Origin of the sequence: Bradyrhizobium ottawaense, from assembly GCF_900099825.1 — a bacterium.
Lineage (GTDB): Bacteria > Pseudomonadota > Alphaproteobacteria > Rhizobiales > Xanthobacteraceae > Bradyrhizobium > Bradyrhizobium ottawaense_A.
In genome coordinates this window covers 3,195,090-3,209,552 of the sequence record NZ_LT629693.1, presented here as the reverse complement: position 1 = coordinate 3,209,552, position 14,463 = coordinate 3,195,090, and the positions used below count along the sequence as shown (strand labels likewise).

The 14,463-nt window shown below is 55.8% G+C and carries 14 protein-coding genes; 5 read left to right on the top strand and 9 right to left on the bottom strand.

Annotation, left to right across the window (positions count from 1 at the left end; translation table 11 throughout):
- Positions 1–94: 94 nt before the first annotated feature.
- The 8 genes from BLR13_RS15085 to BLR13_RS15055 all read right to left on the bottom strand — a co-directional run bounded on the left by BLR13_RS15085 (position 95) and on the right by BLR13_RS15055 (position 7,294).
- Positions 95–1,654 carry a DNA primase family protein gene (locus tag BLR13_RS15085; protein ID WP_083387609.1) on the bottom strand — a complete coding sequence of 520 codons (1,560 nt, stop codon included), beginning with the start codon at positions 1,652–1,654 and terminating at the stop codon, positions 95–97.
- On the bottom strand, positions 1,651–2,208 hold the full coding sequence (locus BLR13_RS15080; protein ID WP_074822563.1) for a hypothetical protein: 558 nt from the start codon (positions 2,206–2,208) through the stop codon (positions 1,651–1,653). Before BLR13_RS15080 ends, BLR13_RS15085 begins: the two co-directional genes overlap by 4 nt.
- A gap of 327 nt (positions 2,209–2,535) precedes the next feature.
- Complete coding sequence (locus BLR13_RS15075; protein WP_074822568.1) at positions 2,536–3,474, bottom strand: hypothetical protein; 939 nt, start codon at positions 3,472–3,474, stop codon at positions 2,536–2,538.
- 214 nt (positions 3,475–3,688) lie between these two features.
- On the bottom strand, positions 3,689–4,369 hold the full coding sequence (locus tag BLR13_RS15070; protein WP_074822571.1) for a hypothetical protein: 681 nt from the start codon (positions 4,367–4,369) through the stop codon (positions 3,689–3,691).
- 160 nt (positions 4,370–4,529) lie between these two features.
- A complete protein-coding gene (locus BLR13_RS15065; protein ID WP_074822574.1) occupies positions 4,530–5,105 on the bottom strand; it encodes a hypothetical protein in 576 nt (191 codons plus the stop codon).
- Positions 5,106–5,295: 190 nt separating this feature from the next.
- Positions 5,296–5,979 carry a hypothetical protein gene (locus BLR13_RS15060; protein WP_074822577.1) on the bottom strand — a complete coding sequence of 228 codons (684 nt, stop codon included), beginning with the start codon at positions 5,977–5,979 and terminating at the stop codon, positions 5,296–5,298.
- Entirely contained in the window at positions 5,976–6,206 is a 231-nt protein-coding gene (locus BLR13_RS40175; RefSeq protein WP_143039730.1) for a helix-turn-helix transcriptional regulator, read from the bottom strand. Before BLR13_RS40175 ends, BLR13_RS15060 begins: the two co-directional genes overlap by 4 nt.
- A gap of 359 nt (positions 6,207–6,565) precedes the next feature.
- On the bottom strand, positions 6,566–7,294 hold the full coding sequence (locus BLR13_RS15055) for a hypothetical protein (protein WP_143039731.1): 729 nt from the start codon (positions 7,292–7,294) through the stop codon (positions 6,566–6,568).
- A 512-nt stretch (positions 7,295–7,806) separates the two neighbouring features.
- Between BLR13_RS15055 and BLR13_RS15050 the strand changes: the two genes are divergently transcribed.
- From BLR13_RS15050 to drt3b, 3 genes are all read left to right on the top strand, one after another.
- Positions 7,807–9,171 (top strand): integrase family protein, encoded by a 1,365-nt coding sequence (locus tag BLR13_RS15050; RefSeq protein ID WP_074822586.1) that lies wholly within the window; start codon positions 7,807–7,809, stop codon positions 9,169–9,171.
- A 158-nt stretch (positions 9,172–9,329) separates the two neighbouring features.
- Complete coding sequence (gene drt3a / locus BLR13_RS15045) at positions 9,330–10,556, top strand: antiviral reverse transcriptase Drt3a (RefSeq protein ID WP_074822589.1); 1,227 nt, start codon at positions 9,330–9,332, stop codon at positions 10,554–10,556.
- A complete protein-coding gene (gene drt3b, locus BLR13_RS15040) occupies positions 10,549–12,501 on the top strand; it encodes an antiviral reverse transcriptase Drt3b (protein ID WP_083387610.1) in 1,953 nt (650 codons plus the stop codon). The genes drt3a and drt3b overlap by 8 nt, the downstream gene beginning before the upstream one ends.
- Positions 12,502–12,697: 196 nt before the next feature.
- Here the strand turns inward: drt3b and BLR13_RS15035 are convergent, their stop codons facing one another.
- Positions 12,698–13,144 carry a hypothetical protein gene (locus BLR13_RS15035; protein WP_074822594.1) on the bottom strand — a complete coding sequence of 149 codons (447 nt, stop codon included), beginning with the start codon at positions 13,142–13,144 and terminating at the stop codon, positions 12,698–12,700.
- A gap of 119 nt (positions 13,145–13,263) precedes the next feature.
- Here BLR13_RS15035 and BLR13_RS40170 point away from each other — a divergent pair, with 119 nt between their 5' ends.
- Positions 13,264–13,614, top strand: a complete 351-nt coding sequence (locus BLR13_RS40170; protein WP_143039732.1) for a hypothetical protein — start codon at positions 13,264–13,266, stop codon at positions 13,612–13,614.
- A 311-nt stretch (positions 13,615–13,925) separates the two neighbouring features.
- Positions 13,926–14,426, top strand: coding sequence for a nucleotidyltransferase family protein (locus tag BLR13_RS40165; RefSeq protein ID WP_143039733.1), 501 nt, complete (start codon positions 13,926–13,928; stop codon positions 14,424–14,426).
- The last annotated feature ends 37 nt before the right edge of the window (positions 14,427–14,463 follow it).

The window sequence follows — 14,463 nt, the reverse complement described above, 5'->3', positions numbered from 1 at the left end:
TGCACAGTCTGCACACCCCAAAAACCTCAATCCTCACGCAAGCCATCTCCCCGCAATCCGATGACAAGCCGAGCGGTCGTCAAATGGCCAAGGGTTAGGGTGCGAAGTCACCACCGGTCGCTCGCGGCACCGGCCAGCCCGAAACGTCGCGCTTGATTGTGATCAGCACGCCGACCCCGAGGTCGTCGCTTTCGTCCCGGTCGACCTGATAGACCTTCTCGGCGATTTCGTCATTTAAGGTGATGTTGCGATAGCAGTGAACTTGTGCCTCGTTGCCTTTGCGGCGACGGCCCGTGAGCACACTCGAATGGATGGCTTGCAGACCTTCGGTGAACTCTCCGAGGCCCTTAGCCTTCACATGATTGCCTTCGCAGAACCGAACATAGGCACCATAGAGCACATCCCTATCGACGCCTGCGCCACCCTTCAAGACGCAATAGTCCTCGACGAAGCCATGTATCGGGTCGGACAGATGCACGAGCCGCTTCTTAGCGACCTTGCTGTCGTTCGGCTCGACGAAGTCGCCCATCAGTCGCAAGCGGTCGAGCCCGACCAACGCCCAATTCAAAATACCGGGAAGCTCGGCGATGAGCTTGTCCGTTAGCGCGCGATCTTCCCGGCCCTCAAAGGTCTCGTCGAATGGAATGATCAAGAGCCGCGTCGCCATCGCAACCGTATTGGTTCCGAAGTTCGGCAGCGTGTTGCCTGCAATCTGGAAACGTACCGAAATTTTGCCGTTCCAATCGCCAATGCCTTTGCGCTCGACCGTTTGCCCATCCTCGCCGCTGATACCGTTCATCCGCGAACCGCACTTGCCGAGGTCTCGGTTGTCCATCGTATTTGCATCAGTGATCTGTGCGACCGAGCCGCCGATGAGGTTGTGCATACCAAACCGACCCGCCAGCGTCTCGATGCTCGGATAGCGCATGTTCTTCTCGCCGACGAGCGCGGTCGTGATGCGCAAAATGGTTCCTTTTCCCGAGCGTGGACGACCCCAAAGGAAAAATATTTTGTGCATGCTGGTATCGGTCGAGATGAGATACCCCAGCATTTCCTGAGTAAGTTCAATGAGCGGCTGTCGGTCCTTCGTTACCTGCCGCATGAACTCAAGCCATAGGGTCGGCTCCGGCGCGTTTGGGTCATAGTTCATCTGCAATGCGGTTCGGGTGAAAAAGAACGGCGTCGCTGGATGCAATACGCGCGTCTCGATATCGAGCAATCCGTTTTGGAAACTTATTAGGTTTTTCGGGAGGAGCTTCGCATATTGCGTTGGTGTGCCTTTAAGCCACGACGGCGGGTCCATCGTACCGATCGGCACGTGACACAGATGCTTGAGCATCTTGTACACATCGTTGATATCGCGCGACTTCGGATTGAACGGCGTCAGCTTGACGGCGCGCCTGTCGTCGCCGGTTTCCGGGTCTGTGACTTCTTCATATGTCGCCGTCTTTGCGTTACCCATAAACGCGCTCAGGTGAGCCTCAACAGTCTCGGCTTCGAGCCCCTGATAAGCCGCACCATCCCAAGACATCCACTCATTCTGATAGCAGATGAGCGTTGGAAACTCAGTGGCCTTGAACTTAGACGCGCTGAGCTGCGGCGTTGCCGCTGACAGCACTACGGGGTCGGCTGAAGACGGGTTCGGTGTCATCATTGCTTCCTCACTACCGGGATCTTGACGCCATCAGCGCCGCGAACATGCTTGCCCGTTTTCACGTATCCTGTGGGCGACCTGAGGCTTCGCCTGATAGATTGGCCCTCTCTGCGCGCGCTGTCGATGAGCTTCTCGGTGTCGCGTAGCTCGCAAAATCTCTGCCAGTAAATCTCCGTTATGGCTTCGGTGTACTCCTCGCGTGCCTCCGCGTCGCAGTGCTCGCGTGTAGTGTAGAACTCACGGCCTGCGGCATACATGAGTTGCAGTCGAGCAACTGCTTCACAGTGCGCGTCATCGGCGGCGCTCCACTGGTGCGGCGTGATCACCTTAGACGATATGACCCGCTCCAACATTCTCACGCGGGCAAGTAGTGGCTTCCGTATCACCCCGAAGTACGCAATGCCGATCTCCCTATGACGCTTGCATATGCCAGCCATTCCTTCGACCATCGTCAGTCCGGCCTCGTCGGCGGCGAAAAAGTCTCGCTCGGCGTTGTCGAGCATGTCCCCGAGCGTGTCGGCGTCGAGCTTCCGCAATTCATCTAAATTCGCCATGGTCGGCCCTCCGGGGATTGGCCGGGGGGCCGAGCCTGGGATTGACAGTGGTGTTGGAATTTGTACGACATTGGTTCTCTGCCTGCCTGCGTCTGAAACGCTCGACCCTGATCCGGTCGGGCGTCCCGCTTTATGATGATGGCACGTTATCTTCATCCTCTTCGAAGACGACTGCCGGTCTCCCCTTGCGCCTGTACGCCTGTTCCCACACTGCAAGCTCATCAACTCCGCCATTCTGTGTAGGTGTCAAAGCTCGCAGGCCGACCACGAGCCCCAGGCTCTGAGGTTCGTTGCCGCGCCGTCGGCGCTTGAAGTCAAATTTAGGCATCAGACCACCTTGAAACCGGTGGGCGTCGGTCCTCTTCCCGTCCGGCGAGGATCAACATCGGGGTCTCCAGCTGCGATGCGCCGCTTTAGATTGTCCTCCGCCTTCTGCGCCAGTTCACGCGCAAGCGGATTGTGCGAGCGCATACGCTGCAAAATATCACGCTGCTCCATGTCGAGGAGGTTTTCAGTTCCTACCGGCTGCTCCACCAGCGCCTGCTCGGCGAGGTCCGTTCTCGTTTCGTCGAGCGAACGTTCGTTAGTGATCTCCGAATATATGGCTTCGCTTGTCGTTTCGTTGGGCTTGGCAATCTCGGGCGGGATTGTTTCAAGTGCGGGCAGCGGAGGAGCAACGCTTGGCCTACTGCCGATCACGGTCACGCCAAGGGTCTGGTTCACATTCATATCGAGCTTGAGCGAACGTTTGTCGGCGTAACGGTCAGACCATGACGATAACACCTTCACCTGCGCGTCAACGCTCGGCGCTATCCACTCGGTTATCTTAACGCGCTCCCACCGGCCGGTTTCCTCGTTTTTAACGCGCCGCTTTTTGTCCGGCCATGCGAGGCCTAGCTCAACGGCGTCTTGAAATTCTGTCTCGCTCATGGCTTCCGCGGCCTCATCAGGTTCAAAACAGTAGTCCCCGTGCCAGATCACCGGCCTCCAGTATCCGTCGCGCGCGGTAGCTCGGAAGTTGCTTTCGATCTCATCGACGCTGTTCTCTATCGCGTCTTCCACGTGAAGGTGAAACGGCTGGATCACGCCCCGATATTCGACATCCTGAAAATCCTGATCGCCGGCCTCTGACATTCTGCGCCAGCGTGCGAGCGTCCACGGGTCAACCGCGCTAGCTCTTGAGGCTTTTCCGAGTGAGCCATAGGTGTGGATGTTGTCGAGCACTTCGCCGAATTTGCCCGGCTGCTTGTACTTTGTGAGCGGCATGATCAATATTTCCTTCTCGGTCCCAGAACAACGCGCTTGCCCCAGGACGCGCTCTGGGTTTTCTTGTCGTCAAAATCCAGCGGATGTTTCGGCGCGGGGCATAAGCCAATCGCGGCATTTATCCTGGCATTAAGATACTTCGACCGATCAGCTGCCGCAGTGTCGCTCAGCCTGCGCGGTCGCCATGGGCGCGGATGGTAGCCGGACATGATGCTCACCGCTGACTGGGCGGTTTCACGGTTGCGCCCCTCATCGAGTTGCGGTTGTACCCGAAGTTAGCTGAGTGACCGCGACCTCCGCTTGCTTTTACCCGGTCGAGGTGACTGTCGCCGACAGAGGATTGAACCGCGTCATGATCGGGTGGAAGTCCCGCTGCAATTAGCGCGAGTTTGCGATCGCTTTCGCGTTTGGCATTTTCCTTGACTAGATCGCTTACGGACTTCGGTCGGCCATCGACGAGGCTCCAGTCCCGGAGCGCGTTAGCAAATGCCTGTCGGGCTTCCTTGCGCCGTTGCTTGGCGGGAAACTCGGCAGCGCGGCGTTGCTCAAGCGCAACGTTCGCGTGGTCCACAGCCTGCAGCGCGGCCTCAATTTGCGCCTGTTTCTCCGACGAGATCGTTCTCTCCGGCTGCTTTGCGACGGTGACTTTCCACTCGTCGTAGAATGTCCTTCTCGGAACGACCGCCTCGTACTCAGCCATACGTTTCTTGAGGTCCTGAGCGGCAGAGCGCGTCGCTTTCTCGGTGGCGATGAACTCCACCTCTGCTTCGTCAGACGCCAAGTAGGTGGACTGCACAGCGAACAGAGCCTTTTGCTGAGGCTTCGAGAGCTTCGCAATCGATTTCTCGTCGAGATCACGTCGGGGCAGTCCTTGAGCGTCAAAAATACTTTGCATGGGGTGGTTCCTTCTGTTGAAAAATCTAAGCGGAGTCCGGCCAAAACGCGGCGAGGGGGAGCGGCCCCCACTTCGAGAACGCCCGGCTCCGCTCGTATCGGTCAGCCATCGACCGAAGCTCTTTATTGCTGGTACTCGTGCGGCGGCGAAGACTTGTGTGTTACGAGGGACGCAGCGGACGGCCCGCCAGGTCCGTTCCGAATTTCTTGGCGGCGGCTGCTGCGGACTTTGTGCCGAAGAACGTGATGAACTTTCCGATTTCGTTCTGTCGAGCCTGATCCGACGAGTACTTCTTTTTCGGGTTGAACGGATTGTTCGCATTCTCGTTGTCGGACCTCACGATCTTCTCCGCCTTCTCGACGACCTCTTCCGTTGAAGTGCCCGGTTCGCGTCCCGGCCTAAGGGTCCTCGGTGACGCTCCCCAATCCGCCATTCGCTCGGCATACTGATACTCGCCGTATTCCCGGAAGAGGGTGCTGCGAGCAGTGGCGTTGCCCTGACCGAACGCTGCGCGCTCCAATGCGATGTTGACCGGCGAGCGGCGGTTCTCCGGCGCTACCAGATGGGGGCGCTGTTGCAGCCAATCTTCGAGCGCAGCGACATTCTTTACTTCGTCGTCTTCGTCGAGGGCGTCGAGCAACGCCAGCTCCATGTCGATGGCGCACGTCGGCGGCAGCTTCTTCTCGACGATGAAGGCGTTGATGCGTGTCGTATTAAAGAACTTGTTGATGGCCATGGGTCGGTCCTCTCGTAGTGTCACTCGTTGTTGGCTCGTAGTGCACGACGATAATGGTGCGCGGGGTTATTAGTTCAGTGCCGGTTGTCATCGGAGCGTGCAGCAACGTTCGCTGTCGTGCATCAGCGTTTAACGGCGTGCGCTTTATTAAATTCTCGCCATGGATATTAGCTTTAGCGATTTGGTGCCGTCATCGCGCGGCCTCCACGATGAGTTGGTCCCACGCGACGCCGAGCTTGGTGCGGAGAACATCAGCCATCTTCCCGGCGTTGGCGCGCTCGCCATCGTGTTCGCTGCCAAGCATGCCGAGAAACTTGATCATCTTCTCACGCTGCTCGGCAGAGATGTCAGCCGTTTTGCCGCCGTGGAATATACGACAAAGAGTTTCTTTCGCTTGCTCGCGCGCCTTACGGGCCTCGGCGCGAGCCCGATCGGCTTGGGCTTTGGCTTCGCGTTGTCTGGCTTTGGCCTCTTGAGCCCTGGCCTTCGCGGCCTCGGCTTCGTGCTTGGCTCTTGAAGCGTTGACCTTCTCTGCTGTCGTGGCCTTCGGCTTCGTGTGTTTAGTCGGATCTAAACGCGACTTCTCGCGGGCTTCCTTTGCCTGCGGACCGAACGCGGTCGGCGTCTCGTATTTCTTCGCGCGCCATGCAATGAGTGTGTTGACCCACGCTGGGCTCTTGCCGATCCTGTCGGCGACTTTGCGCTGAGTGAGCCGGTTGTCCAGCGTCATCGCCTTCGCGATGTGCTCGGCGGCTCCCATGTGAAGAACCCGCTGTTCGGTGGTGCGCTCCCGGTCACCCGCCTCGTCGCGGGCGATGAGTTCCTTGGCTTCGGCCAGATGCTCGTCGGGAGTATTGGGGATGGCTGACATCATCCCACCGCCTTCTTTTCGAAGACGAGACCGAGCGCGGATTGATCACGCTCCCATTTCTCGACAAGGTCTAGCCGCCAAAGGGGTGTTGATGTCGTGCCAAAGCGAGTAGGCGCGGGGAAACCATCGTGCTTGATGCGACGGTTTAACCACATCCGGGACACGCCGTCGTAACGTGCGAGCAGTGTGGCCGTCTTCAGGAATACAGGCTGGTTGAGTTCTTTACGCACAACAAAAAACCTCCACTGCTTTCGCACATTGGAGGGTTGCCGTTGAACTTGTAGCGTCCCTGATGAACCGGAGACCTATAGGGGCTCTCGGTGCCGGGAGTTCTGCCGCCTTTGTCTGGCTGGCCCAAGCACTCTGGTGGAGTGCAGTTCAACTAATTCCGACGAGGCGAGCTTATCGCCTTCCGAAGCATCCGCCGTCAAGAAGGACTTCTCGCGATGGTTAAGGTGCGGTTCTGCCAATCACGGAATGCGCACTCCGGTTATGTATGAGCTGGCATTCCAAATGCTATTAAGGATACCGTTCGGTCAGCAGCCCGCTTTGGTTTGCCGCGTGGCGTTGGTCAGTGACGTGCTTTAGATCATCGGCGTGGGCTGTCCGCCCAGAACTCTTCGACTTTGTCCGAGAAAGGCTTGCGAGAAGCCCGCGGCGGGGCAGGAAAGAACAGCAGATTTACTAGTGCGGTCCAGATCGTGCGCCGGACAATCAAGGCCATAACGAACGCAATCACTGGGGCGAGATTAAAGATCGGCGCGGTAGGCGGCGCACCATACCAATAAGCCCACAGGAGAAGCGCCGCTTCGAAGACAGCCCATATCGCCGCGATGATCAGCCCCTCGACAACCCACTTCGGCGCCTTGTAACTTGAAGGAGCTTGGAGTGCTGCAAGGGACTTCCTGGTCGCCGGTTCGGTCGTCTTTGCGGCAGTGCCGTCCTGTAAAGTAGGTTTCAACAGCCCTACCCAGATGCCCCAAATCCCAAAAGTTACAAATAGTGCTCCCACCATAACGATATTGTAGATGCGGTTAGAAAGCGGGACGTCTGCCCAGTAGAGCAGTCCGATGAGCGCGGCTTTGGATACATACCACCCGGCCCAGATTTTGAAGATGAGCCACATGGAAACTTTGTACTTGGGACGTGTGGTGGCGGGCGCCAGTTCGGTCGTCCGCGCGCGGAGGAACAGCGGCTTCAATAACTCGTGCCAGATCAAGCCATAGGCCGCCGCGCAAACGAGCGGGCCGAAGAACAGTATGGCTGCCCACGTCCAAACGTTCGCGTCAGGAAACTTAACGTTCAAGAACGCGAGCAAGATCATAATTCCGAGAGGCCCGAAAAATGGCATTTTACGATCCTGCCTATCGTGGAGCTGAAGCCTCAACTAGTCTGGCGCTCTCACGTTGCTAGGTCCTTAAGGACTTCGCTGAAATTGCAGCGAGCAAATTAGCAGTACGCTTTTGACAAGCGTGGCTTTACGGAGATGCGAATTGCGTTCCGCGCCGGTGATGCTCGCCCCGGCATGCTTGAACATTGAAGGTGGCTTGAGAGCAGTCTATAAAACGAGGGTCGGGGTTCTCAGCCGACATCACGATGACACAACGATGCGAGACGAAAATCAGGCTTGAAAGTCGCGTAAGCGCCTGATTTATAGATAGAAATTGCGGGCGTAGTTCAATGGTAGAACGGCAGCTTCCCAAGCATTTCAGCCGATCTTCACCATGATGCCAGAAACGCCCAGAAACCCGCTATTTCCAGGCACTTCCTGCACTATCTTCGAACAGCGGACTTTGAGAAGTCCAATGTCTTACCGAGGCATAGTGCAACATGAGTGCAACACGAAAAGCCAAGAAGTCCGGGACACGAAAGTCGGTTGATCTCGCGAAGAGCATCGATGCTCTCTGCGATTTTCAAGAAGACCCGAAGGTCCATGGTCATCATGCCGATAGTGAATTAAAGGGCCTCTTCCTTCACGTCGGCCCGCGTTCGATGGTGTGGCGATATCGTCGCCAGCGGATGAAAAACGGCGTCCGCAAGATGGTCTTCAAGTCGCTAGGCACCTATCCCGAGGTGGATGCGGAGGAGGCTCGTAAGCGCGCTGTGAGCTTCGCCGGTTCGGTCGCAGACGGGAAGGCTGCCCCGGGCAAGCGCGACGCCGTGACCTTCGAGAGGGCTTGGCCGGGCTATCTGGAGAAGCTCCTCCGCAAGGCCCGTGATAAGGGCAAGCCGCCGCGTCATCACGCCAACGCCGTCAAGCTCGGCGATAGCCTCATCCTGCCGCAATGGGGCAAGTGGACGCTGCACGCGATGGCGCAGGACCCCGAGGCCGTCGAAGCATGGCACGGGAAAGTGACCCGCGTTCATGGGCCTGTTTCGGCAAACCGAGCCTGCGAACTAATCCGTGCGACCTACAACCATCGCGCCGCGCGTGACGTGACCCTGTCGCTAGATCGTATCCCGACTTCGTCGGTGCAGTGGAATAAGGAAGAAGCCGCTCAGGTCGCGCTCGCGCCGAACGACTTCAAGAAGTGGCGCACAGCATGGGATGACATTGAGAGCCCGGTGCAGCGCGGATATTTTCTGTTCTGTCTGTTGACCGGCGTCCGGCCTGGGGAGGGCGCTCGCATCCGAAAGCAGGACATTGATCGGAAGGCCCGAACTTTCACCATCCCGAACGCGAAGGCCGGTAAAGACATCACGTTGCCGATGACTTGGCAGATTGAGTACGCCGTTGATCTCGCCCTCAATGCCCCGCTCACGAGCCCGACCATCACAATGAAGGGCCTGCGCGGAATGAAGCGTGGCGAGGTTCGCATCGTTCCCCGCAAGAGGCCGCACCACGAGATCATTGACCCTGATCTCGTCTTTCCCGGCTGTCGTCAGATGCCGTCACGGACGGGCCTACCGATGGCTGGCAACGCCCTTCGGCATACGTTCAAGACGCTGCACGTCAGTCTCGGGATATCGGAGACGTTGTCGCACTTCCTGATGGGTCACGCGCTCGAAGGCGTGTCCGCGAAGTACATCGCCGAATTGATCGTGGTTCACGGTCCCGCACTTCGGAAAGCGCAAGAGAAGATCAGCGCACACGTCTTCGGATTGCTCGGGCTCAAGCTCGGCAGCCATGACGACACGCCACTCGTACCCGATATGCCGACCCCCAAGAAAAGCAAAGCCGCCGCGACAAGTTGAGATCGGCATCACCGCTCTCCAGACTGCGAGACGGTGATAGGCAAGCGCGTGCGCCAATGAGACTGTATATGCGCAAGCGGATCACTACGTTTGTACTGATTGACGCCCTCCATTAAAATGCTACCAATAGTTTAGGGGGGCGTCCATTGCTAGCTGGAATGAACAAGCAGTTTCTATCAAACTGCATTCACTCAAAAGACCTGCTGAATGATGATTGCGTAGCCGGAAGCTATGACGCTGAGGAATTGGCGCAGCGTGCGACAACAGTTGTCCAATACGGATTTACTACTCTTAAGCTAGAGCCAGTGCTGATTAAAAGAAAGGTAGCTTACCGCGTGAGATCGACGCCTCATTCGGTCGTGCTGCGCGGGCTAAACAGATTAATCAGACAAGCGACGAAGATCAGACCATCGGATCGTGATACGATCATCCGCCGTCTGGGAACGGTGCTAGCGGAAGGTGTCCCGCACCGCATCTATAAGTTTGACATCAAGGCCTTCTTTGAAAGTGTAGATACCAAGCGTCTTTTCGATGAATTGGCAAATGTCTCCACGCTGCCTAGGAGCGCCGCTTTAGTTCTTGAGCACTATTTAAACGAATTGCATTCGCGGGGTATCATCGGTCTGCCACGCGGCGTCCAGTTGAGTGCCACCCTCTCCGAATTTACCTTGCAACGATTTGACGGTGAGCTTTCGATCCTTCCCGAAGTGTACTTCCATGCGAGGTATGTCGACGATATTGTTATCGTCACTAGCGGGCGTGAAAATCCAAAGGATTTCGCTCGCAAGATTAGAAGGTTGCTTGCTCCTTTAGGTCTTGAGCTAAATCACAAGAAAACTAAACGGATCGAAATCCCGGTTCAGTCAAAATCAGATGGTCGAGCAACTCTGGGCCAATTCGACTATCTCGGTTACAATTTTTCGATACATGAAAGTACGCGGAACGCAGAAAGAAGGCTTGCTCGTGAAGTGGAAATCACGATCGCCGGTACGAAGATCGCGCGCCTAAAGACGCGCCTCTGTTGTTCGATAGGGGCGTTTCTAGATGATGGCGACATAGGAAAACTTGAGCGAAGGTTACAAGTGCTGACCGGGAACTATAACGTTCGCGACTTTTCCATAGGACGGTCTCGAAATACGGGCCTCTACTGTAATTATAGAAGGGTCAATTCGCAGGCTGCGCTCGCCGAACTCGATACATTCTTTCGCTCCCTCTTAATCGGAACGCGAAATCGATTGTCGAGGCGCTTGGCTACTAAGGCCCCCGCTAAAGTGCGCAGGTCTCTTCTCAAATACAATTTCGTGCAAAGTTTCAATCAACGCACGTTCTACAATTTCCCGATGACGGAGTTGGGCGAACTTAGGCGGTGCTGGCGCGATGGTTAGGACCCCTCTGCGGCGAGGCAACATTGACAGAAGCAATGCTGATCGGGCCGTACTGACTGAAACCGCCCCGATGGACGTCCCAATCGTATTTTCAAACGATGGCTTCCACTTGAATATTCGCAGAACGCCGCGAACTCCCGGTATGCAGCGGATTGTCAGCGCGTTGATCTACGACAATCCAGAGCGCTACACTATACCTTACCGCTATCGTATAAGGCTAACACACACTGCCAGTCGGCAATTGAGCTTGGCGCATCCCGCCGCGCAAAAAAGAGCGTGCCAGTTCTACGAGCAGTACGGGCCGCTTTTGCCGTACTTTTGTCGCCACTCGGATGTGTCGCTTAGGCGACCCGTAAAAGTCGGTAGCTCGGTATTTTATGTAACGAGGACCGCCGAAAGGAAGCAATACAAAGGCGCGGCTATCGATATGCTCCTGCACGATGAGACGGTCAGAAATCCGGGATCGTATTTCGCGTACGCCGGGCATGAGCGGTTTTATAAGTTTTTCAATTCGGAGGAGTTCGTAGGCCTAGAGAAAACGTTTTCAATGATGCGTCTAACGGATGTCTCCAAGTGTTTTTCATCTATCTATAGTCACACTCTTGCGTGGGCGGTGAAAGATATTCAGCACGGGAAGGAGCACCCGACAGCAGTTTCATTTGCCAATGACTTCGATGCATTGATGCAATATTCAAACTACAACGAAACAAATGGTATTCCTGTCGGAGCGGAAATCTCTAGGATATTTGCTGAGATTATTCTTCAATCCGTTGATGTCGCGGTGCTTAGAAGGGCGAAGCGTTCAGGCTTGGTGTTTGGCACCGACTACTCAATTCGCAGATACATCGACGATTACGTAATCTTTGCAAATAGGTCCGAGACCTTAGATATTATTCAACGGGCCATCTCGGACGCCCTGTTGACTTTCAATTTGCATCTAAACGAACAGAAGACCCATACGATCCCGAGGCCATTGCAGACGAGACGTTCCCAAATAATTTCTGGAGCGTCTCCTGCGCTTAACAAATTCCGCGAAGCTATATCTAAAGTTGATCTGAGTTTGCGTCTTTCTCTGCCGAAGAGCATCCGAGAGCCAAAGTCTGTCGTTCGAACGTTTGCGAACGATATCAAAGTGGCTTGTACTAACGGAGAGGCGGGTTACGAAGATGTCAGTCCATACATCGTCGGTTCGATTAGCAGCACTTTAGAGATGATGATTGCTAGTTTCTCTTCGGCTCCCGTCGAGGTTCGAAAAGACGCAGAGTTGTATGCAAAAGTGTTTGATACGCTTTTGTCGGCGCTGTTCTACTTTTTTACTGTGCACGCGACGGTAACGACCTCGTACCAAGTGGCAAAGGCGACGATTTTGTCGGTCCGCTTTTTTAAAGATAACCTGCCTGAGACAGCGGAGCACATTTACGAGAGGGTTCGGATACTCATCCAAGAGGTTGTTACGAACCCTAGCCTTTCAAGTATTGCTATGACCGAGTGCGTTCCCATTGAGATGTTGAACATAATTCTGGCGTCCACTGAATTGCCGCCAAGTTACAGAACCAACGTTCACGACATCCGAAGGCGCGTGATTGATGATGATAACGTGGACTATTTTTCGATCATATCGTTGTTGTTCTATTTTGGTTCGACCGATCCCCAATTTATCAGCGAAGTCGAAGACAAGTTAAAGAAGCAGTTCTTGCCAACGGCGATGCCAAGGAGAGTTTCGCACGACGCGCACTTTTTAATGGACTTAATTGCGTGTCCGTTCCTATCAAAAGTGTTTCGACGGGATTGCGCATTGGTCCTTTTGAGACAGCTTGAGGTGTCGAGTTCACATTACTCAAACGTGCTCGTCGCTGAGTTCGAGCGTTTCCCGTGGTTCGTAAACTGGAAACAGATTGATTTGCTCAACCACCTCCGAAAGAAGGAGTTGAGAGCAGTCTATTAAGCATGTAGAAATGATCCCGGAGGGGCCGCTCAAGACAGCTACCGGCGGAGTTTACTCCGCTGCCACGTAAGGGGTGACGACGGTCGGGGTAATTACTCGGCTGCATAGTTCCATACGGGCGGGCGCAAGCTCGCACACACTTGATGCTTGAGGGCGGCTCCTTCACCTGTGTTACACGGCGAGACGCCTCGCGTTCCTAATCGTTAGCTTGATGCCTTCGGTGCGGCGCAAGTTGCAGCAGCGTAGCGGTCGGACGCCTTCCAGCCTTCCGACACTTCTGACACACCAGCCGCCCGGCGAGATCGTGCACGCATGTCGTCGGAACATGGGGCAACACGGCAAGATCGACATCGCGCGGCGTCAGGCATCGGCTGCACTTGATCTCCAACCATGGGAAGCCGCCGTTAATCGCTTGATCGATAGTCGGGCTCGGGTCGATTGGCCCGCCGTCCGACCACATCTTTTCGTTCCAGCTTTGACAGGCCAGGTTGTCGGCTTCCCGGATCAGCGCCTCGCCTTCCTGCCGCTTCTCCGCCGCGCGCTCAGCGAGGATGGTCGTCATCGTCCGCGATTTCGAAAGCTCTTTCTTGAGGGCTTTGCGGTCGCCGCCGGACAGCGGGGTCGGATGGTGCTTCGGAGCCATGGGGCGCATCAGAGCGCGCCGCGTTCATTCCTGCAATCGCCCCAGATGTTGGGGCGGATCGACCTTGAGCCCTACCGCCCATCGCGGTTACATTTACAGCAAGGTGAGGGGACCAAACGATGCGAACAACGAAGCGATGGATATTGGTGGCGCTTATGGGCTTGACAGGCGCGGCGATTGTATCGCCCTGCTCAGCGGCAAGCCGCTTCCCCGAGATTTGCCAGACCCAAGGCAAGTTCGTTTGGGCAGATGGGAAAAAGCCCATCGTGGATGAAATGTTGACTGCTATCGTGAAGGAAGAAGGTAGCTTCACGGCGGGTTATTGCAGTTGCACCGACCTACGAAAAGATTGTGAGGCAGAAACGCCGGGGGCGTGCATCCCATTGCTGCGCGAGTGCAACAAAGCAATTGGATCGGGAGGTAGCTTTTGCAAGGCTAACGTTTGGGGCGGACAAACCTGTTATAAGTGAGTGGTGTTATCGTCAGTGCGGCGTCGCAAAGCTGGCGTTCGTGCGGAGCGTTATCCGAAATCATGTGCACTGATGGGGGCGGAAATGAAGATCTTAAAAGCCGGGGCTCTCGTCTTATTGTTCACAACTGGCGCTTATGCCGAACCTTCAACCGCCGATCTCCTCGCAAGCTCCCCGAATGTGCCTCCGCCAACCTCCCTACCCTCGGTGCCGAGCCAAGAGTGGTGCGAGATTGTCGATGCCGCACTTAAAAACCCAAACGCTTCGCCCGCGCGCAAGGAGGAATACGTCGCAGTCGGGCAGGCTAACCATTGTCCGCATCAAATGTTTCTGGAGCCGAGAAAGCGAGTACAGCGACCGACGTCATTGTCACCTCAACAATGGTGCGACACTGCATTTCAGCTTTTGGCGAACCGAACTATCGATCCTTATTTGAAACAGGCGACATTGGAGAAAATGAGAAATCGCGGGTGCCTCCAGTGAAAAATGAAGCCGCGATGGATATGCAAGACGAGTGGCTTCGCGGCTTGGGCGAATGGGCAAGCAAGAACGATAACGTTCGCGAGCTATGGTTGTTCGGCAGCCGAGCCGATGGCTCTTCAAAGCAACATAGTGACGTTGATCTCGGCCTCGGCCTAATGCCACCAACCGGCGATCACAATTGGGCGTTCGCGAACTTCATCGCATTCAGAAAACAGTGGCAGCGCGAACTTGAAGTTATCGTTGGTCGCCACGTAAGCCTTGAACCTATTACTCCCGCCGAGCCGGGAACGGCGATTGTGAAAGCCTGGGTAAAGGTATGGCCCCGATGAGCGTATCAGGTTTCACTAGAGCACTGATTGGCGCGTT

Bases quoted from the DNA above. Each gene is read 5' to 3' on its own strand.
- BLR13_RS15085 (WP_083387609.1), bottom strand. From the start codon at position 1,654: ATGATGACACCGAACCCGTCTTCAGCCGACCCCGTAGTGCTGTCAGCG.
- BLR13_RS15080 (WP_074822563.1), bottom strand. From the start codon at position 2,208: ATGGCGAATTTAGATGAATTGCGGAAGCTCGACGCCGACACGCTCGGG.
- BLR13_RS15075 (WP_074822568.1), bottom strand. From the start codon at position 3,474: ATGCCGCTCACAAAGTACAAGCAGCCGGGCAAATTCGGCGAAGTGCTC.
- BLR13_RS15070 (WP_074822571.1), bottom strand. From the start codon at position 4,369: ATGCAAAGTATTTTTGACGCTCAAGGACTGCCCCGACGTGATCTCGAC.
- BLR13_RS15065 (WP_074822574.1), bottom strand. From the start codon at position 5,105: ATGGCCATCAACAAGTTCTTTAATACGACACGCATCAACGCCTTCATC.
- BLR13_RS15060 (WP_074822577.1), bottom strand. From the start codon at position 5,979: ATGATGTCAGCCATCCCCAATACTCCCGACGAGCATCTGGCCGAAGCC.
- BLR13_RS15050 (WP_074822586.1), top strand. From the start codon at position 7,807: ATGAGTGCAACACGAAAAGCCAAGAAGTCCGGGACACGAAAGTCGGTT.
- drt3a (WP_074822589.1), top strand. From the start codon at position 9,330: ATGAACAAGCAGTTTCTATCAAACTGCATTCACTCAAAAGACCTGCTG.
- drt3b (WP_083387610.1), top strand. From the start codon at position 10,549: ATGGTTAGGACCCCTCTGCGGCGAGGCAACATTGACAGAAGCAATGCT.
- BLR13_RS15035 (WP_074822594.1), bottom strand. From the start codon at position 13,144: ATGGCTCCGAAGCACCATCCGACCCCGCTGTCCGGCGGCGACCGCAAA.
- BLR13_RS40170 (WP_143039732.1), top strand. From the start codon at position 13,264: ATGCGAACAACGAAGCGATGGATATTGGTGGCGCTTATGGGCTTGACA.